Raw genomic sequence first — 19,568 nt, 5'->3', positions numbered from 1 at the left:
CTAGGATGGGGGCATGGTCACTCCCGTCGCCGTCGTCGGCGCCACCGGTCGTCTCGGGGGCCTCGTGGCCTCCGTCGTGGAGTCGCTCGACGGCTTCGAGCTCGTCGCGTCGCTGTCCTCGAAGGACGCCGTGCACGAGGCGCCGCCGTCGGTGTTCGGGGGAGCTGCCGTCGTGGTGGACGTGACCGTGCCGGCGCTCAGCCCGGCGATCGTCGAGCACGCGCTGGCGAGCGGCGCGAACGTGCTCGTGGGGACCTCCGGCTGGTCGCTCGACCGGCTGGCGTCGCTCCGTGCCGGGCTCGAGGACCGGCCCGAGCAGGGCGTCCTCGTCGTGCCGAACTTCTCCATCGGCTCCGTGCTCGCGACGCACCTGGCCACCATCGCCGCGCCGTGGTTCCCGTCCGTCGAGATCGTCGAGACGCACCACGCGGGCAAGATCGACAGCCCGTCGGGCACCGCCGTGCGCACCGCGGAGCTGATCGCCGACGCCCGGCGCGACGTGGGCCCGGTCGACGCCCCCCACGTGGACCAGCGCGCCCGTGGGCAGCAGGTCGCGAGCGTCCCGATCCACTCGCTCCGGCTGCCCGGCGTGAAGGCCGTGCAGGACGTGCTCCTGAGCGGCCCGGGCGAGACCGTCACGATCCGCCACGACACGAACGACGACGTCGCGTACGTCGCCGGCATCCGCGCCGCGCTGTCCGCCGTGGTCGGTGCCCGCGGGCTCACCGTCGGGCTCGGCAGCGTCCTCGGCGTGGGCTGAGCCGTGTCGACGCTCTGGCGGTCGCTCCGCTCCCCGTTCTGGGGTGCCGCGCTGATGACCCTGCTCCTCGCGCTCTACATCGTGCTCGTGGGCCAGCGCGCGGTCGCGTTCGTCCGGACCGGGCAGCCGATCGGCATCGGCATCGGCGTGGCCCTGTTCGTCGTCGCCGCGATCGGCGCGCTGCTCCTCGTGCTCGAGCTGCGCTTCGGCGTGCGCATCACCCGGCTCGGCGCGCGGCTGGAACGGGAGGGCGGCACCCCGGACGACGTCGTCCCCGTCCGTCCGTCGGGCCGCCCCACCCGCGAGGCCGCCGACGAGCTCTTCCCGCGCTACCGGGACGCGGTCGAGGCCGATCCCGACGACTGGCGGGGGTGGTACCGGCTCGGGGTCGTCTACGACGCCGCCGGTGACCGGAAGCGTGCCCGGGCGGCGATGCGGACCGCGCTCGCCAGGGCGGACCGGACGGCCAGGGCCGGCTAGAACGCGGCGTCGACCGCGTCCTCGGCGCGCTCGTACCGGAACCGGTAGCCGGACTCGGTGAGCTTCCGCGGGACCATGCGCTGGCTCGAGAGCAGCATCTCGTCCGCGGCCTGGCGGAGCAGCGTCCGCAGCGCGAAGGCGGGCACGCTGAACAGGTAGGGCCGGTGCAGGTCCTCGGCGACCCGGCGCGTGATCCGGGTCGCGACCGCCGCCTCCGGTCCCGCCAGGTTGACCGGTCCCGTCACCCCGGCCGCGTCCGGACTGGTGGCGAGGTGAACGATCGCGCCCACCTCGTCCTCGAGGGCGATCCAGGGCCAGAACTGACCGCCGGTGCCGAGCTTCCCGCCGAGGCCCGCCTTCGTCAGCGGCACGAGGGGCGCCAGTGCGCCACCGCCCTGTCCGACGACGATCCCGGTGCGGAGCAGCACGACGCGGACCCCCTCGGGTGCGGCGGTCGCGGCGGCCTCCCACCGCGTGCAGACCTCCGCGAGGAAGCCCGTGCCCGCGGTCGCGTCGTCGTCGAGGACGTCGACCGGGCGGTCGCCGTAGACGCCCGACGCCGACCCGGACAGGAAGAGCGCCGGGGGCGTCGAGGCGTGCCGCATCGCCTCGACGAGGGTCTCGGTGGCGTGCACCCGGGAGTCGAGGATCTCACGCTTGTACGACTCGGTCCACGGCAGCTTGCCGATGTTCGCGCCGGCGAGGTTGACCACGACGTCGGCACCGTCGAGGATCGCGGGGTCGAGCGGGCGGGTGCCGGGGGACCAGCGGAACTCGGACGCCGAGCGCGGGGCGCGGCGCACCAGGGTCGTGACGTGGTGTCCGGCGTCGCGCAGGGCACGGACGAGGGGGGTCCCGATGAAGCCGGACGCACCGGCGACGAGGATCGAGAGCGGCTGGGTCGACATGACCGCCACGGTACTCACGAGTCTTCGGCACTTCCCGCTGGACGACGTATGGTCGTCTGGTGACCGAGACCGTGCAGCCCGACCCCACCGTCCCCACCCCCTACGAGGACCTGCTGCGCCGGGTGCTCGAGGAGGGGACGCCCAAGGGTGACCGCACCGGCACCGGGACCCGCAGCATCTTCGGGGCGCAGCTCCGCTACGACCTGTCGCAGGGCTTCCCGCTCGTGACCACCAAGCGCGTGCACTTCAAGTCGGTCGCGTACGAGCTGCTCTGGTTCCTCCGCGGCGACGGCAACGCCCGCTGGCTGCAGGAGCACGGCGTCCGGATCTGGAACGAGTGGGCGGACGAGGACGGCGACCTCGGTCCGGTCTACGGCGTGCAGTGGCGCTCGTGGCCGACGCCCTCGGGCGAGCACGTCGACCAGATCGCGCAGGTGATCGAGCAGATCCGGACGAACCCGGACTCGCGGCGACTCATCGTCTCGGCGTGGAACGTCGCCGACGTGCCCGACATGGCCCTCGCCCCGTGCCACGCCTTCTTCCAGTTCTACGTCGTCGACGGCAAGCTCTCGTGCCAGCTCTACCAGCGGAGCGCGGACATGTTCCTCGGCGTGCCGTTCAACATCGCCTCCTACGCGCTGCTCACGCACATGATCGCGGCCCAGACCGGGCTCGAGGTCGGCGACTTCGTGTGGACCGGCGGCGACTGCCACGTCTACGACAACCACGTCGACCAGGTCCGCGAGCAGCTGTCCCGTACGGCGTACCCGTACCCGACGCTCGAGATCGCACCGCGTGACTCGATCGACGACTACGAGTACGAGGACTTCTCCGTGGTCGGCTACGAGCACCACCCGGCGATCAGGGCCGCGGTCGCCGTCTGATGACCGGGACAGGCGCTTCCGGCTGGACCGAGCCCGTCCGCGGCGTCGGCATGGTGTGGGCGCGCACCGCCTCCGGGGTGATCGGTGCCGACGGTGGGATCCCGTGGCACGTGCCCGAGGACCTCGCGCACTTCCGGCAGGTGACCGGTGACGGTGTCGTCGTGATGGGTCGCCGAACGTGGGACTCGCTGCCGCCGCGCTTCCGTCCGCTGCCCGGACGCCGGAACGTCGTGCTCACGCGTGACGCGTCGTGGTCCGCCGAGGGCGCGGAGGTCGTGCACGACCTGGCGTCAGCGCTCGACACCGACGAGCCGGTGTGGGTGATCGGCGGGGGAGCGGTCTACACCGACGCCCTGCCCTTCGCCGACCGGGTCTCCGAGACGATCGTCGACCTCGACGTACCGGGCGACACCCGCGCGCCCGGGCTCGACGACGCGTGGGAGCTCGTCGACGAGGGCCCGTGGCAGGAGTCCCGCGTCGACGGCACCCGCTACCGCTTCCTGGAGTGGCGCCGCCGCGCGTAGCGCGCCGCGCCGCTCGCGGTGGACCGCCACCGGTGCCGGGCGGGACCGGCCGTGGCGGGGGCGAGCCGCGCCTCCCGACCGCGCCTCCCGACCGTCCGGGAGCCGCGCACCGTCCGACCGGACGGCAGCCGCGGCGCGCATCCCCGGTACGCTGGTGCGCGTGTCCCAGCGTGAGAATCCCTTCGGTCAGGTCCTCGTCGCCCTCGTGACGCCGTTCACGGCCGACGGCGAGGTCGACTGGCCCGGCGTCGAGCAGCACATCGACGACTGCATCACGGCCGGTGCCGACGGCATCGTCGTGACCGGGACCACGGGCGAGACGAGCACGCTGACCGACCCGGAGAAGCTCCGACTGGTCGAGGTCGGCAAGTCCGTGGCCGCCGGTCGGGCGAAGATCATCACCGGCGGCGGCTCGAACGAGACCGCGCACGCGATCCACCTCTACAAGCAGAGCGAGCGGGCCGGCGCGGACGGCGTCATGATCGTCACGCCGTACTACAACAAGCCCACCCAGGCGGGCGTGCTCACGCACTTCCGGATGATCGCGGACGCCACCGACCTGCCGGTCATCCTGTACGACATCCCGGGGCGCACGGGCATCCCGATCACCTACGAAACCCTCGTGCGGGCGTCGAAGCACCCGAACATCCTCGCGGTGAAGGACGCCAAGGGCGACTTCGCCGAGGTCTCCCGGGTGCTGAACAACACCGACCTCATGTACTTCTCCGGCGACGACACGAACGTGCTCCCGCACCTGTCGATCGGCGCGACCGGGCTCATCGGCGTGACGGCGAACATCACGTCGACCCCGTACCGCACGATCGTCGACGCCGTGAACCGCGGAGACCTGGCGACCGCCACCGCCGAGCACAAGCGCGTCGAGCCGCTCGTCCGCGCGATCATGACCCACGTGCCGGGCACCGTCGCCGCGAAGTACGTGCTGCACGGGCTCGGGCGCATCGGCAGCCCGCGGGTCCGCCTGCCGCTCGTCGGCCCCGAGGACACCGAGGCCTACGCCATCGAGACCTCCCTCGAAGCGGTCCGGGACATCCCGGGCGCCGACTTCTCGAACTTCCGCCCGGACCGCAACGCGGCGGCCGGCGGCGCACTGCCGAAGGTGCCAGGCACCACACGTTAGGAAGACCGCGGCTCGCCCGGAGCGCGTCGCACGACAGTCAGGACCGAATGCCCACCCAGATCTCCACACCGCAGCCGCTCGAACCCGGCACCCTCCGCGTGATCCCCGTCGGGGGTCTCGGCGAGATCGGTCGCAACATGACCGTGTACGAGTTCGACGGCAAGCTGCTCGTCGTCGACGCCGGCGTGCTCTTCCCCGAGGAGCACCAGCCGGGCGTCGACCTCATCCTCCCCGACTTCGGGCCGATCCGGGACCGCCTCGACGACGTCCTCGGCGTCGTGCTCACCCACGGGCACGAGGACCACATCGGCGCCGTGCCGTACCTGCTGAAGCTCAAGGGCGACATCCCCCTGATCGGCTCCACCCTGACGCTCGCACTCGTCGAGGCGAAGCTCAAGGAGCACCGGATCAAGCCCTACACGCTCGTCGTGCAGGAGGACCAGACGGAGCAGCTCGGCCCGTTCCACCTCGAGTTCGTCGCCGTGAACCACTCCATCCCGGACGCCCTCGCCGTCGCGATCACGACCCCCGCCGGTCGGGTCCTACACACGGGCGACTTCAAGATGGACCAGCTCCCGCTGGATGACCGCATCACCGACCTCCGCGCGTTCGCGCGGCTCGGTGAGCAGGGCGTCGACCTGTTCCTGCCGGACTCGACCAACGCCGACGTGCCGGGCTTCACCGCCCCGGAGCGCGACATCGGTCCGGTCCTCGAGAACATCATCACGCGCGCCCGCAAGAAGGTCGTCGTCGCGAGCTTCTCGTCGCACGTGCACCGCGTGCAGCAGGTCCTCGACGCCGCGGCCGCCGCGAACCGCAAGGTCGCCTTCATGGGCCGGTCGATGATCCGCAACATGACCATCGCCGCCGAGCTCGGCTACCTGCGGGTGCCCGAGAACGTGCTCATCGACACGAAGAAGGCGAAGAACGTCCCCGACGACCAGATCGTCTACATGTCGACCGGGTCGCAGGGCGAGCCGATGGCCGTCCTCGCGCGCATGGCGAACCTCGAGCACCAGATCGAGATCGGCGAGGGCGACACCGTCATCCTGGCGTCGAGCCTGATCCCGGGCAACGAGAACGCCGTCTACCGCGTGATCGACGGGCTGACGAAGCTCGGCGCGAAGGTCGTGCACAAGGGCAACGCGAAGGTGCACGTCTCCGGACACGCCTCGGCCGGCGAGCTGCTCTACTGCTACAACATCCTGCGACCGAAGAACGTGCTGCCCGTGCACGGCGAGCACCGCCACCTGTACGCCAACGCGGACCTCGCGATCCAGACGGGCGTGCCGCCGCGGAACGTCATCCTCGGGCAGGACGGCATCGTCGTCGACCTGAAGGACGGCGAGGTCACCGTGGCGGGTCAGCTCGACATCGCGTACGTGTACGTGGACGGCTCGACCGTCGGCGAGATCACCGATGCCGACCTCAAGGACCGTCGCGTCCTGGCGGAGGAGGGGTTCATCTCCGTCTTCTGCGCCGTGGACTTCACCACCGGCCAGTGCGTCGTCGGACCGGAGATCCAGTCGCGTGGCTTCGCCGAGGACGACTCGGTCTTCGACGACGTCCGCCCGCAGATCGCCAAGGCGATCGCGGAGGCGGCCGCCAACGGAACCCGCGACGCGCACGCGTTCAGCCAGGTGGTCCGTCGGACCGTCGGCCGCTGGGTGAACACGAAGCACCGGCGTCGGCCGATGATCGTGCCGGTGGTCATCGAGGCGTAGGCACCGCGCAGCAGCCGGCCGGGAGGCACGGCGAGCGTTCCCCGCGGACGCTCGCCGTGCCTCCCGGCCGTTCGCCTTCCGGTGGCGGGGCGTCCACGGAATGTCCCGGACGGGGATTAGGGTCTGTCCCATGGCCGGAGGCACCAAGTCGACCACGCGCGCACGCGCGTCCACGTCGTCCCGCGGGAGCGGGGCGCGCGGTTCGTCGCGCACGCAGGCCACGACGAAGAAGCTGCCGCAGGCCGCACCCACCCCGGTGTTCCGCGAGCAGAACCCGCTCGTGACCACCTGGCTCGCGATGGCGCACGGCGTCGGCGCGCTGTTCCGGCTGCTCGGCAAGGAGACCCTTGCTCCCGAGGAACGGCGCGACGGCTTCCCGTTCCTGCTCTTCGTGCTCGCCATCGCCGGAGCCGTGGTCGAGTGGCTCAACCCGACGAACCCCGTGTCGATCGGCCTCGACGCGTACACGTTCGGCGGGCTGTTCGGCCGGCTGGCGTTCGCGCTGCCCGTGATCATGGTCGTCTTCGCGGGCTGGCTCTTCCGCCACCCGGCGTCCGTGCACGACAACACCCGGATCGGCATCGGGCTCGGGCTCATGCTCGTCTCGATCGCCTCGCTCTGCCACGTGTTCGGCGGGCAGCCGAGCGCCGCCGACGGCATGGTCGCCCTCGCCGCCGCGGGTGGCGTGCTCGGGTGGGTCGTCATCAGCTGGCTCGTCGCCGTCGCGACCGTGTGGGTCGCGGTGCCGGTCGCCGTGCTGCTCCTCGTGCTCTCGCTGTTCATCATCACGAAGACGCCGCCGAACAAGACCGGTCGGCGACTCCACGAGCTCTACGCGTACCTGTTCGGTGCGCCCGCGCCGGTCGACGCGGCCGAGGTCGACGCCGAGGACGCCCCGGCGCCGGCGGCCCCGCGTGCCCGGACGTCGAAGCGCCGGACGAAGGACCAGACCGACTTCCCGCTGTTCGAGGACATCGGGTTCGAGGACGAGCGGGCCGCCGCCGACGGCGACGAGGCCGAGAACACGATCCCCTGGTGGCGCCGGAACAAGTCCGGGCGCGAGGAGGACCCGGCGTACGACAGCCCCGTCCTGCCCGCGGCGGGTGCGCCGGCCGCCCCGGCTGCCCGTGCGAGCGCGGGCGCTGCCGCGGTGTCCCCGAACGCGGGCGCGGCGGCCGGGCTCGTCGACCACACCCCGGCCGAGCCCGCCTCGGTGAACCTCAACGACTCCGCCGAGCAGGACACCGTGCACGGGGCGGCGGAGGTCGAGCAGGACCTCGCCGTCGCCGAGCAGGCCCTGCGCGACTTCGGCACGCCCGTCCCCGAGCAGCCCGCCGCGGTCGCACGCCCCGAGGCCGCCGTCGTCCCGAGCAGCGCCGGACCCGTGGTCTCGCCGATCGCGCCCGAGCCCGCGCCCGAGGGGCTGCCGTCGGCCGACGCCGCCGACGAGGACCCGGCCGCGCCGTACCGCCTGCCCGCGGCCACGACGCTCAGCGCCGGGACGCCCTCGGTGGCCCGGAGCCAGGCCAACGACGAAATCGTCGCCGCGATCACCGGCGTGCTCACCGAGTTCAAGGTCGACGCGAAGGTCACCGGCTTCTCGCGGGGGCCGACGGTGACCCGGTACGAGATCGAGCTCGGCCCGGGCGTCAAGGTCGAGCGCGTCACGGCCCTGTCGAAGAACCTCTCCTACGCCGTCGCCTCGAACGAGGTCCGGATCCTGTCGCCGATCCCGGGCAAGAGCGCGATCGGGGTCGAGATCCCGAACACGGACCGCGAGATCGTCTCCCTCGGCGACGTGCTCCGGTCCGGCGCCGCGACGAAGTCGAAGCACCCGATGACCATCGGCGTCGGCAAGGACGTCGAGGGCGGGTTCGTCGTCGCGAACCTCGCGAAGATGCCGCACCTGCTCGTCGCCGGTTCGACCGGTTCCGGCAAGTCGGTCTTCATCAACTCGATGATCACCTCGCTGCTCATGCGCGCGAAGCCGTCCGAGGTCCGCATGGTCCTCGTCGACCCGAAGCGCGTCGAGCTCTCGATCTACGCCGGAGTGCCGCACCTCATCACCCCCATCATCACGAACCCGAAGAAGGCGGCCGAGGCGCTGCAGTGGGTCGTGAAGGAGATGGACATGCGGTACGACGACCTCGCGTCGTTCGGCTTCCGGCACGTTGACGACTTCAACAAGGCCGTCCGGAACGACGAGATCGTGCTGCCCGCGGGCAGCGAGCGGAAGCTCAAGCCGTACCCGTACCTGCTCGTCGTCGTCGACGAGCTCGCGGACCTCATGCTCGTCGCGCCGCGCGACGTCGAGGAGTCGATCGTCCGCATCACCCAGCTCGCGCGTGCCGCCGGCATCCACCTCGTGCTCGCCACGCAGCGCCCGTCGGTCGACGTCATCACCGGCCTCATCAAGGCCAACGTGCCGTCGCGCGTGGCCTTCGCGGTCACGAGCGTCACGGACTCCCGGGTCATCCTCGACCAGCCGGGTGCCGACAAGCTCATCGGGCAGGGCGACGGGCTCTTCCTGCCCATGGGGTCGTCGAAGGCCGTGCGCGTGCAGGGCGCCTGGGTGCAGGAGAGCGAGGTCGCCGAGGTCGTCGCGCACGTCACCCGGCAGGCCCGACCCGAGTACCGCCAGGACGTCCAGGCCGTGGTCGAGCGCAAGGAGATCGACGCCGACATCGGCGACGACCTCGAGCTCCTGCTCGCGGCGGTCGAGCAGGTCGTCTCGACGCAGTTCGGCTCCACGTCGATGCTGCAGCGCAAGCTCCGCGTCGGGTTCGCGAAGGCCGGACGCCTCATGGACCTCATGGAGTCCCGCGACATCGTCGGCCCGTCCGAGGGGTCGAAGGCCCGCGACGTGCTCGTCACGCCCGACCAGCTGCCGGGTGTGCTCGCCAAGCTCCGCGGCGAGGAGCCGCCGGCCGCGGCGTCCGCGCCGGTCGGGTCGGGAGGCCCGGCACCGGCCGACGGGTCGGGTGCGGCTGCGAGCGTGGTCGCCTCCGGCACGGCCGGCGCCGACGACGACCGGTACGGCTCGGACCCGGTGGCGGACATGACCCGCGGGTACCCTGAGGTCGAGGACGAGGGTCCGGACGAGGACGCATGGGGCCTGACGGGCAGGGAGTGAGCGCATGACCAGCTCGGAGACCACACACGGCGCACGGTTCCCGTGGCGCGGACGGCTCCTCCGCAAGGGGGAGGGCCCGGCGTCGACGGCGAACGTCGCGAACGTCATCACCGTGGTGCGCATCCTCATGGCGCCCCTCTTCTTCGTGATGCTGCTCGCCGACGGCGGCCAGGACACGTCGCTGCGCGTGTGGGCCGCGGTCGTGTTCGTCGTCGCGATCGTCACGGACAGCGCGGACGGCATCATCGCCCGCCGCCAGAACCTGGTGACCGACTTCGGCAAGCTCGTCGACCCGATCGCCGACAAGGTGCTCATCGGAGGAGCCCTCGTCGCCCTCTCGATCCTCGGCGAGCTGCCCTGGGTCGTCACGGTCCTCATCATGGTCCGCGAGATCGGCATCACCGTCTTCCGGTTCGCAGTGCTGTCCGACCGGGTCATCCCGGCGAGCCGCGGCGGCAAGATCAAGACCGTGCTGCAGGCCGTGGCGATCACCCTCGCGCTGTTCCCGTGGTGGAACGTGGTCGGTGACCTGGCGCACTGGGTCAACGGCATCCTCATGACGGCGGCGCTGCTGGCGACCGTGCTCAGCGGTGCCGACTACCTGTGGCAGGCGTGGAAGCACAACCGCACGGGCGCATGACCGCCACGGACCTCGGCGCGGACGGCGATCCGGCGGCGGTGGCACGGACGCTCGTCGCGCGACTGACCGCGCGGGGCGAGACCGTCGGCGTCGCCGAGTCGCTGACCGGTGGACTGGTCGTCGCGACGCTCGTCGGTGTCCCGGGGGCCAGTGCCGTCGTGAACGGCGGCGTCGTCGCCTACGCCACACCGGTCAAGACGACGCTCCTCGGGGTCTCCGCCGAGCTGCTCGCGGCGAACGGAGCGGTCGACCCGGAGGTGGCGCGCCAGATGGCCACGGGCGTCCGCACCGCCGTCGCGGTCGACGGTCGACCGGCGACGTGGGGGATCAGCACCACGGGTGTCGCCGGGCCGGACCCGCAGGACGGCAAGCCCGTCGGCACGGTCTTCGTCGGCATCGCGTCCGCCGAGCGCGCCGAGGCCGTCGAACTGCACCTCGACGGGGACCGCGGGGCAATCCGCGAGGCCACCGTCTCCGAACTCCTGGCACGGATGTCGGCCAAGGTCGGCAGCGGGGAATAGGCCCTGTTGCCACTGGGTTACATCCCACGCAATCTCCAGCAGGACAGCAGTTGCCGTGGTTAGCATGCTGCGAACGGCAACGCTACTGTTGCTGAACCCGACCAAGGTCACCGGGACCGGGGCGGGCGCGGAGACGACAGAGAGGAGGAGTCCACATGGTTCTCGTTCGTCAGGAGATCGGCGACGTGCTGCGGGACTTCCGCTTGCAGAAGGGCCGGACCCTCCGTCAGGTCGCGTCCAAGGCCAGCGTTGCTCTCGGGTACCTCAGCGAGGTGGAGCGTGGTCAGAAGGAGGCCAGCTCCGAGATCCTCGCATCGGTGGCCGACGCACTCGACACCCCGATCTCGACCATCATGCGTGAGGTCGGAGACCGTCTCGCGGTCGTCGAGGGACTCACCCCGGTCCCCGACACGCTGCCCGACGACCTCGTCGCCGAGTTCGACAACGACCTCGCGGTGCGCTGACGCACCGCTGCACACGAACGCCCTCGCCGGTCCGCCGGCGGGGGCGTTCGTCGTTACGCTGGTCCGATGCGCGTGAGTGAGTTCTGGCGAGCCGTCGACCAGGTGTTCGGGGAGGCCTACGGTGCCGTGGTGTCGCGCGACGTCGTGCTCGAGGACCTCGGTGGTCGCTCGGCCGCGGACGCGCTCGACGCCGGCATCGACGCCCGGCGGGTGTGGGAGGCGCTCTGCGACTCGCAGGACGTCCCCCTCGACAAGCGGCACGGCAAGGGGCTCGCGGAGCCGCGTGACTGAGCTCGGCGAGCCCCGGGACGTCCGAACGTCTGTTCGGCGTGTTGCTCGAACGCGTGTTCGATCGGTGTTAGGTTCCTGCACAACGGCGCTGTCCTGACCTCGGTCCACAGGTCGCGCGGTCACGGGCAGTGATGTCGGTGGCCCGCCCTAGGTTCGGAGTCATCGGGAACAGCCCGACGCCTTGTCGCTCGACCCCCGGCCCTGCAGCACCGGCCGGCGGGAGCGCGACAGCCTACAGGCAGCCGACACCGAGCACGAAGGAGCACCCCATGCCCTCACCGGCAGACCGCGAGAAGGCCCTCGAGACCGCTCTCGCCCAGATCGACAGGCAGTTCGGCAAGGGCACGGTCATGCGCCTCGGCTCCGACGAGCGCGCCCCCGTCGCCACCATCCCGACCGGTTCGGTCGCCCTCGACGTCGCGCTCGGCATCGGCGGGCTGCCCCGCGGCCGCATCATCGAGATCTACGGCCCGGAGTCCTCGGGAAAGACGACCCTGACCCTGCACGCCATCGCCAACGCGCAGCGCGCCGGTGGCATCGCGGCCTTCATCGACGCCGAGCACGCGCTCGACCCGGAGTACGCCAAGAAGCTCGGTGTCGACATCGACGCCCTGCTCGTCTCGCAGCCGGACACCGGTGAGCAGGCGCTCGAGATCGCCGACATGCTCGTCCGTTCCGGGTCGATCGACCTGATCGTCGTCGACTCGGTGGCCGCGCTCGTGCCCCGCGCCGAGATCGAGGGCGAGATGGGTGACTCGCACGTGGGTCTGCAGGCGCGCCTCATGTCGCAGGCGCTCCGCAAGCTCGCGGGTGGGCTGAACCAGACGCAGACCACGATGATCTTCATCAACCAGCTGCGCGAGAAGATCGGTGTGTTCTTCGGCAGCCCGGAGACGACCGCCGGCGGCAAGGCGCTGAAGTTCTACGCCTCCGTCCGACTCGACATCCGACGCATCGAGACGCTGAAGAGCGGCACCGACGCGGTCGGTAACCGCACCCGCGTCAAGGTCGTCAAGAACAAGATGGCGCCGCCCTTCAAGCAGGCGGAGTTCGACATCCTCTACGGCACGGGCATCTCGCGAGAGGGCTCGCTGCTCGACTTCGGTGTCGACCACGGCATCGTGAAGAAGTCGGGCGCCTGGTACACGTACGACGGCGACCAGCTCGGCCAGGGCAAGGAGAACTCGCGCTCGTTCCTCATCCAGAACCCGGACACCGCTGCCGAGATCGAGGGCAAGATCCTCGCGAAGCTCGGCGTCGGTGGCGCGAAGGCCGACGCCGTTGACGCGCCGGTCGAGTCGATCGCTCCGAAGCTCGCGGAGCGCAAGGGCGCGTGACGGACGCACCCGACCACGGCGAGGGCCTGGCACCGGTCACCGACCTGTTCGGTGCCCGGTCCCGCCGTGGTCGCCCCGCGCCGGACACGGATCCGGACGGACCGCAGGACGTCGAGGCGACGTCGCCGCCCGACGACGATCCGGCGACCGACGACACGGCCACCGGACTCCGCCCCGTGTCCGTGCCCGAGGTCGACGACTCCGCCGACGCCCCGGAGGTCGTGCCGCTGCGCGGGCAGCACGCCCAGGCCGAGTGGCTGTCGCCCGTCGTCGGCGACGGCTCGGGACGGAGCGCGCGCGCCGAACAGCGCGGGTACGACTCCGACACGGCGGACGCCACGGGCGCCTCGGTGTTCGCCATCCGCAGCGGTGACGAGATCGACCCGGCCGACGCGCCGCGGCCGATCGACGAGCAGCGTGCCGACGCCGAGCGGGTGAGCATGCGCGCACTCGGGCGCAAGGGCGTGAGCGAGTCCGAGATGCGGAAGCTCCTCGGCGGACAGGACCTCGACGCCGACGTCGTGGAGCACGAGGTCGCCCGGCTCGTCCGCGTCGGCCTGCTCGACGACGTCGCGCTCGCGACCGACCTGGTCGACCGGCTCCACGAACGCAAGGGGCTCGGGCGGCAGGGCGTGGTCGCGGAACTCCGTCGCCGCGGCATCGACCAGGCGGCGATCAACGCCGCCCTCGACGCGGCGGAGGACGACGCCGACGACGAGTTCGTGCGGGCGATCGAGCTCGCGCAGAAGCGTGCCGGGCAGCTCCGCGGGCTCGACCGTGCGACCGCCGAACGCCGGCTCAGCGGGTTCCTCATGCGCAAGGGCTACGGGTCGGGCGTCGTGCGGGTTGCCGTGCAGCGTGCCCTCGACGGACCGTCCCGCCGGCCGCCGTCCGGTGGCGGCAGCGTCCGCTTCGAGTAGCGCCGTCGGGGGCTGCGGCCGACCTACACTGGACGATCATGGCCACCGTCGCAGCCCGCCCCCGCACCTACGAGGTCCGCACCCACGGGTGCCAGATGAACGTGCACGACTCCGAGCGTCTGAGCGGGTCGCTCCAGGCGGCGGGGTACGTGGCAGCGGACGGCGGCCAGGCGGACGTCGTCGTGATCAACACGTGCGCGGTGCGCGAGAACGCGGACAACCGCCTCTACGGCAACCTCGGGCAGCTCGCGGGCATCAAGCGCGAGCACCCCGGCATGCAGATCGCGGTCGGCGGGTGCCTGGCGCAGAAGGACAAGAACGTCATCCTCGAGAAGGCGCCCTGGGTGGACGTCGTCTTCGGCACGCACAACATGGGGTCGCTGCCGACGCTCCTCGAGCGGGCACGGCACAACGACGAGGCGCAGATCGAGATCCTCGAGGCCCTCGACGTCTTCCCGTCGACGCTGCCGACGAAGCGCGACTCGACGCACAGCGGGTGGGTGTCCATCTCGGTCGGGTGCAACAACACGTGCACGTTCTGCATCGTGCCGTCGCTCCGGGGCAAGGAGAAGGACCGCCGTCCGGGTGACGTGCTCGCCGAGATCCAGGCGCTCGTCGACGACGGTGCCGTCGAGGTGACGCTGCTCGGGCAGAACGTGAACTCGTACGGCGTCGAGTTCGGCGACCGGCAGGCCTTCGGCAAGCTGCTCCGCGCCGCCGGCCAGATCGAGGGGCTCGAGCGCGTCCGCTTCACGAGCCCGCACCCGGCCGCCTTCACCGACGACGTGATCGACGCGATGGCGGAGACGCCGAACGTCATGCCGCAGCTGCACATGCCCCTGCAGTCCGGCTCCGACCGGATCCTCAAGGCCATGCGCCGCAGCTACCGCAGCGAGCGGTTCCTCGGCATCCTCGACCGCGTGCGTGCCCGGATCCCGCACGCCGCCATCTCGACGGACATCATCGTCGGCTTCCCCGGTGAGACGGAGGAGGACTTCGCGGACACGCTCCGCGTCGTCGAGCAGTCGCGGTTCGCGTCGGCCTTCACCTTCCAGTACTCCATCCGCCCGGGCACCCCCGCGGCGACGATGCCCGACCAGCTGCCGAAGGAGGTCGTGCAGGAGCGCTACGACCGGCTCATCGCGCTGCAGGACCGGATCACCGCCGAGGAGCACGCGAAGCAGGTCGGTCGGAGCGTGGAGGTCCTCGTCGCGACCGGCGAGGGCAAGAAGGACGACACGACGCACCGGCTGTCCGGACGCGCCGAGGACTCCCGACTCGTGCACTTCGCCGTCCCGCAGGGGTCCGACGTGCCCCGCCCCGGCGACGTCGTCACCGTCGAGGTCACGCGAGCGGCCCCGCACTTCCTCATCGCCGACAACGACGGGCCGCTGCGGATCCGCCGCACCCGGGCGGGCGACGCGTGGGACCGGGCCGAGGCCGAGAGCTGCGGCGTGCCCACCCCCGCCGCGGCGGGCGCGGGTCCGCGCCCGGTGTCGCTCGGCCTGCCGAGCCTCCGTGTCGGGCGCTGAGGCGGCAGCGGCGACGGCGGGCCGGGACGAACTGCCGGACCTGATCGCCGTCGTCGGTGCGACCGGCACGGGCAAGTCCGAGGTCGCCCTGACGATCGCCGAGTACCTCCGGGACGCCGGTCGCCCCGCCGAGATCGTCAACGCCGATGCGATGCAGCTGTACCGCGGCATGGACATCGGCACCGCGAAGCTGTCGGAGGACGAACGCCGCGGCATCGTGCACCACCAGCTCGACGTGCTCGACGTCACGGACGAGGCGAGCGTCGCCGCGTACCAGCGCGACGCCCGGGCGGACGTCGAGCGGATCACCGCGGGCGGCGGCACGGCGGTGCTCGTCGGGGGCAGCGGCCTGTACGTCTCCGCGGTCCTCTTCGACCTCGCGTTCCCGGGGACCGACCCGGAGCTCCGCGCCGAACTCGAGCGCGAGCACGCCGAGCACGGACCGAACGCGCTCCTCGCACGGCTCCGCGCCCTCGACCCGGCCGCCGCCGCCGAGGTCGACGTGCGCAACCCGCGTCGCCTCGTCCGCGCCGTCGAGATCGCGAGCCGGTCCGAGGTCGTGACCCCGCGCCTCCCGTCCGCGCCGCGTCCCTGGCGAGCCGCCCGGGTGGTGCACCTGCACCGCGAGCGGAGCGAGCTCGTCGCGTCGCTCCACGAGCGCGCCGCACGCATGTTCCGGGACGGGCTCGTCGACGAGGTGGACGCCCTGCGGGCCGACGGGCTCGAACAGGGGCGCACCGCGCGGGCCGCGATCGGGTACTCGCAGGCGCTCGACGTCCTGCACGGCCGGGCGACGACGGAGCAGGCCGTCGACGCGACCGCCGTCGCCACCCGGAAGTACGCCCGCCGGCAGGTCTCCTGGTTCAAGCGGTACGACGCCGAGGTGCTCGACGTCAGCGGGACCGACGTCGCCGGGCTGCGGGCCGCGGCCCGTAGGATCGTGCCGTGACCGAGCTGCACTTCACGAAGGGCCAGGGGACGGGCAACGACTTCGTCCTGTTCGCCGACCCCGACGCCACGGTCGACCTGACCCCGGAGCGCATCCGCGCCATCGCCGACCGGCGCTTCGGCGTCGGCGCCGACGGGGTCATCCGCGCGGTGCGCTCCGACGCGATCCCGGAGGGGCGCCCGCTCGTCGCCGTCGAGCCCGCCGCGACCTGGTTCATGGACTACCACAACGCCGACGGCTCGGTCGCCGAGATGTGCGGCAACGGCATCCGTGTCTTCGCCCGGTACCTCACCGAGTCCGGGCTCGTCGACCTCGCACCGGGGGAGACCCTCACGGTCGGCAGCCGCAAGGGGCTCGTCGACGTGCAGCGCACGACGAACGGCTTCTCGGCCGACCTCGGCCGGTGGGACCTCGGGATCGAGGGCGGCGGCGCGGACGACGTCATGGTCCGGGCGAAGGAGCTCGACGGTGCGCGGCCCGGGATCGGCATCGACGTCGGCAACCCGCACGTGGTCGTCGCCGTCGCGACCGAGGACGAGCTCGCCGAGGTCGACCTGACCTACGTGCCCGTGCTCGACCCGGCGCCGGCGGCCGGGGCGAACGTCGAATTCGTGCTGCCGGGCGACCCGCTCGTCAAGGACGGGGTCGGCGAGATCACCATGCGCGTGCACGAGCGCGGGAGCGGCGAGACGCTGTCCTGCGGGACGGGCGCGGTCGCGGCGGCGCTCGCGACGCGGTACTGGGCGGGGTCGTCGGCGCCGGACACCTGGCGTGTGCGGGTGCCGGGCGGGGTGGTCACCGTGCGGATGTTCGCGGCGGAGGACGGCGAGCACGTGGCGCTCGCCGGGCCGGCGGAGCTGGTGTTCTCGGGCGACCTGACGGTCTGAGACCACGGCGCCGGGGCCCGGCGTCGGTGCTGCTGCCGCGTCGGTGACCCGGTGCCCGTGCACCCCGGTGCCCGTGCACCCCGGTGCCCGTGCACCCCCGGTGTCGGTGCGCCCTGGTCCCAGTGCTACGGCGCCGTGCGGTGGACCCGGATGACGCGGAAGCCCTTGTCCGTCGTCGCCCGTGCGACCTGGAAGCCGTCGTCGAGCGTCTCCCGCAGCCACCGCTGCAGGGAGTCCCCGCCGAGGTCCTTCGACACGACGAGCCAGGCGTCCCCGCCGACCTCGAGCCGGGGGAGCCAGGTCAGCAGGATCGCGTGCAGCTCGTCCTTGCCCACGCGGATGGGCGGGTTGGACCAGATCGTCCGGAACCGCAGGTCCGCCGGGACCTCGTCGGGCAGGGCGACGGTCACGTTCGTCGCGCCGGCGGCGGCGGCGTTCGCCCGCGCCAGACCGAGCACCCGCTGGTTGACGTCGACACCCCACACGGCGGCACCGGGCGACTCCAGCGCCATCTTGATCGCGATCGGTCCCCAGCCGCAGCCGACGTCGAGCAGCGCGCCCTCGGCCGCCGGCGGCGGTACCGAGCCGAGCAGGACCCGCGTCCCGCGGTCGAGGCCGTCCGGGCTGAAGACTCCGGCGGCGGTCGACAGGGTGAGCGGTCGACCGGCGAGCGTGACGTGCACCTGGCGCTCCCGCACCTCCGACGAGGGATCGGCGGAGAAGTAGTGGTCGTTCGCCATGGAAGAACCGTACCGGTGCACCCGTGTGTCCCGGGCGTGGCGGCGGTACCCTGTGGAGAAGATGACGGAAACCACCATGAACGACGGACGATCCGACGACAGCGCCGAAGGTGTCGTGGAACGCGTCCTCCGCAATGCCGAGACCCGGGCGACGTCGGCGATCTTCGCTCCGGCCCAGGCCATCCAGACACGATCGGTCGACGAGCACGGCTGGTCCGGCGACGGCGACCAGTACGAGCGTGAGGACCGGGCGGCCCTGCGCCGCGTCACCGGTCTCTCCACCGAGCTCGAGGACGTCACCGAGGTCGAGTACCGGCAGCTCCGGCTCGAGCGGGTCGTCCTCATCGGCGTCTACCCCCAGGGCGACGCGCAGGACGCCGAGAACTCCCTGCGCGAGCTGGCCGCACTCGCCGAGACCGCGGGCGCCGTGGTGCTCGACGGCCTGCTGCAGCGCCGACCGAACCCCGACCCCGCCACGTACCTCGGCAAGGGCAAGGCCGAGGAGCTCGCGATGGTCGTCAAGGCCACCGGGGCCGACACGGTCGTGGCCGACACCGAGCTCGCGCCGTCGCAGCGCCGTGCGCTGGAGGACGTGGTGAAGGTCAAGGTGATCGACCGCACCGCGGTCATCCTCGACATCTTCAGCCAGCACGCCACGACCCGCGAGGGCAAGGCGCAGGTCGAACTCGCGCAGCTCCAGTACCTCCTCCCGCGTCTGCGCGGTTGGGGTGAGTCGATGTCCCGCCAGGCCGGTGGTCAGGTCTCGGGCGGTGCGGGCATGGGTTCGCGTGGTCCCGGTGAGACGAAGATCGAGCTCGACCGCCGCCGCATCAACACGCGCATGTCGAAGCTGCGTCGGCAGATCGCCGGCTTCCGTCCGGCGCGCGAGGCCAAGCGCGCGGACCGGCACCGCAACGAGGTGCCGAGCGTCGCGATCGCCGGCTACACGAACGCCGGCAAGTCGTCGCTGCTGAACCGGCTGACGAGCGCGGGCGTGCTCGTGCAGAACCAGCTGTTCGCCACGCTCGACGCCACCGTGCGCCGCACCGAGAGCAGCGCCGGCCGCGAGTTCACGTTCGTCGACACCGTCGGCTTCGTGCGGAACCTCCCGCACCAGCTCGTCGAGGCCTTCCGGTCCACCCTCGAGGAGGTCGGCGAGGCCGACGTCATCGTGCACGTGGTGGACGGGTCGCACCCGGACCCCGCCGCGCAGCTCGCGACGGTCCGCGACGTGATGGGCGACGTCGGTGCGCGGGACATCCCCGAGGTCGTCGCGTTCAACAAGGCGGACCTGATCGACGAGGCGCAGCGCCTCGTGCTCGTCGGGCTCGTGCCGGACGCGGTGTTCGTGTCCGCCCGCACGGGCGAGGGCGTCCCCGAGCTGCTCGCCGCGATCGAGGCGCGTCTGCCCGAACCGGACGTCGAGCTCACCGTCGTGGTGCCGTACGACCGCGGTGACCTCGTGTCCTCGCTGCACGACGCGGGCGCGGTCGAGTCCACCGACTACGTCGAGGACGGCACGCGACTGCGGGTGCGGGTCTTCCAGCGGCAGGTCGCCGAGCTCGACCCGTTCGTGGTCGCGCCGGTCGCGACGGCGTAGTCCCGCAGACGGTCGCGCCGCACCCCCGGCCGGGAGGCACGGGTCGGCTCCGGCGCGCCGGCCCGGCCGCTGGGCGGTGCGGTGCGGTCGCCTGCTCACGTCGCGCCGCCGGACGGTCCGGCGTGACTGCGCACAA

19 protein-coding genes are annotated in these 19,568 nt (G+C 72.1%); 17 read left to right on the top strand and 2 right to left on the bottom strand.

Going from position 1 to position 19,568, the window contains the following annotated elements:
* The first annotated feature begins 13 nt into the window (after positions 1–13).
* On the top strand, positions 14–760 hold the full coding sequence (locus H7A69_RS11215) for a 4-hydroxy-tetrahydrodipicolinate reductase (protein WP_182047081.1): 747 nt from the start codon (positions 14–16) through the stop codon (positions 758–760).
* Between the two features lie 54 nt (positions 761–814).
* The gene (locus tag H7A69_RS11210; RefSeq protein WP_182047091.1) at positions 815–1,240 is read left to right on the top strand and encodes a tetratricopeptide repeat protein; all 426 of its coding nucleotides are present in this window, start codon (positions 815–817) and stop codon (positions 1,238–1,240) included.
* Here the strand turns inward: H7A69_RS11210 and H7A69_RS11205 are convergent.
* Positions 1,237–2,148, bottom strand: coding sequence for a TIGR01777 family oxidoreductase (locus H7A69_RS11205; protein WP_182047080.1), 912 nt, complete (start codon positions 2,146–2,148; stop codon positions 1,237–1,239). The two genes, H7A69_RS11210 and H7A69_RS11205, sit on opposite strands and share 4 nt — an antisense overlap.
* Before the next feature lie 59 nt (positions 2,149–2,207).
* Here H7A69_RS11205 and H7A69_RS11200 point away from each other — a divergent pair, with 59 nt between their 5' ends.
* From H7A69_RS11200 to dapF, 14 genes are all read left to right on the top strand, one after another.
* A complete protein-coding gene (locus tag H7A69_RS11200) occupies positions 2,208–3,032 on the top strand; it encodes a thymidylate synthase (RefSeq protein ID WP_182047079.1) in 825 nt (274 codons plus the stop codon).
* The gene (locus H7A69_RS11195; protein WP_182047078.1) at positions 3,032–3,556 is read left to right on the top strand and encodes a dihydrofolate reductase; all 525 of its coding nucleotides are present in this window, start codon (positions 3,032–3,034) and stop codon (positions 3,554–3,556) included. Before H7A69_RS11200 ends, H7A69_RS11195 begins: the two co-directional genes overlap by 1 nt.
* Positions 3,557–3,716: 160 nt before the next feature.
* The gene (dapA, locus tag H7A69_RS11190) at positions 3,717–4,694 is read left to right on the top strand and encodes a 4-hydroxy-tetrahydrodipicolinate synthase (protein ID WP_182047077.1); all 978 of its coding nucleotides are present in this window, start codon (positions 3,717–3,719) and stop codon (positions 4,692–4,694) included.
* A 47-nt stretch (positions 4,695–4,741) separates the two neighbouring features.
* Positions 4,742–6,418, top strand: a complete 1,677-nt coding sequence (locus tag H7A69_RS11185) for a ribonuclease J (RefSeq protein WP_182047076.1) — start codon at positions 4,742–4,744, stop codon at positions 6,416–6,418.
* Between the two features lie 130 nt (positions 6,419–6,548).
* Entirely contained in the window at positions 6,549–9,551 is a 3,003-nt protein-coding gene (locus H7A69_RS11180; RefSeq protein ID WP_182047075.1) for an FtsK/SpoIIIE family DNA translocase, read from the top strand.
* 4 nt (positions 9,552–9,555) lie between these two features.
* Positions 9,556–10,191 (top strand): CDP-diacylglycerol--glycerol-3-phosphate 3-phosphatidyltransferase, encoded by a 636-nt coding sequence (gene pgsA / locus H7A69_RS11175; protein WP_182047074.1) that lies wholly within the window; start codon positions 9,556–9,558, stop codon positions 10,189–10,191.
* On the top strand, positions 10,188–10,712 hold the full coding sequence (locus tag H7A69_RS11170) for a CinA family protein (protein ID WP_182047073.1): 525 nt from the start codon (positions 10,188–10,190) through the stop codon (positions 10,710–10,712). Before pgsA ends, H7A69_RS11170 begins: the two co-directional genes overlap by 4 nt.
* A 155-nt stretch (positions 10,713–10,867) precedes the next feature.
* Positions 10,868–11,176 (top strand): helix-turn-helix domain-containing protein, encoded by a 309-nt coding sequence (locus H7A69_RS11165; protein ID WP_058742950.1) that lies wholly within the window; start codon positions 10,868–10,870, stop codon positions 11,174–11,176.
* 66 nt (positions 11,177–11,242) lie between these two features.
* Positions 11,243–11,467, top strand: coding sequence for a DUF3046 domain-containing protein (locus H7A69_RS11160; protein WP_069713542.1), 225 nt, complete (start codon positions 11,243–11,245; stop codon positions 11,465–11,467).
* A gap of 269 nt (positions 11,468–11,736) precedes the next feature.
* Positions 11,737–12,804: a recombinase RecA gene (recA, locus tag H7A69_RS11155; protein WP_182047072.1), complete on the top strand. Its 1,068-nt coding sequence runs from the start codon at positions 11,737–11,739 to the stop codon at positions 12,802–12,804.
* Positions 12,801–13,724, top strand: a complete 924-nt coding sequence (locus H7A69_RS11150; protein WP_182047071.1) for a regulatory protein RecX — start codon at positions 12,801–12,803, stop codon at positions 13,722–13,724. Before recA ends, H7A69_RS11150 begins: the two co-directional genes overlap by 4 nt.
* A gap of 38 nt (positions 13,725–13,762) precedes the next feature.
* Positions 13,763–15,256, top strand: a complete 1,494-nt coding sequence (gene miaB, locus H7A69_RS11145; RefSeq protein ID WP_182047070.1) for a tRNA (N6-isopentenyl adenosine(37)-C2)-methylthiotransferase MiaB — start codon at positions 13,763–13,765, stop codon at positions 15,254–15,256.
* Entirely contained in the window at positions 15,243–16,205 is a 963-nt protein-coding gene (gene miaA, locus H7A69_RS11140; RefSeq protein WP_259346184.1) for a tRNA (adenosine(37)-N6)-dimethylallyltransferase MiaA, read from the top strand. Before miaB ends, miaA begins: the two co-directional genes overlap by 14 nt.
* On the top strand, positions 16,202–17,092 hold the full coding sequence (gene dapF / locus H7A69_RS11135) for a diaminopimelate epimerase (RefSeq protein WP_069713537.1): 891 nt from the start codon (positions 16,202–16,204) through the stop codon (positions 17,090–17,092). The genes miaA and dapF overlap by 4 nt, the downstream gene beginning before the upstream one ends.
* A gap of 125 nt (positions 17,093–17,217) precedes the next feature.
* Here the strand turns inward: dapF and H7A69_RS11130 are convergent, their stop codons facing one another.
* A complete protein-coding gene (locus H7A69_RS11130; RefSeq protein WP_182047069.1) occupies positions 17,218–17,832 on the bottom strand; it encodes a class I SAM-dependent methyltransferase in 615 nt (204 codons plus the stop codon).
* A 61-nt stretch (positions 17,833–17,893) separates the two neighbouring features.
* On the opposite strand from H7A69_RS11130, the gene hflX reads away from it, so the two are divergent.
* Complete coding sequence (gene hflX / locus H7A69_RS11125; RefSeq protein WP_069713557.1) at positions 17,894–19,432, top strand: GTPase HflX; 1,539 nt, start codon at positions 17,894–17,896, stop codon at positions 19,430–19,432.
* The last annotated feature ends 136 nt before the right edge of the window (positions 19,433–19,568 follow it).

Source organism: Curtobacterium sp. ME26, from assembly GCF_903970945.1.
GTDB classification, from domain to species: Bacteria; Actinomycetota; Actinomycetes; order Actinomycetales; family Microbacteriaceae; genus Curtobacterium; species Curtobacterium citri.
The sequence above is the reverse complement of the archived record's forward strand: the minus strand, read 5'-3'. Positions and strand labels throughout refer to the sequence as shown.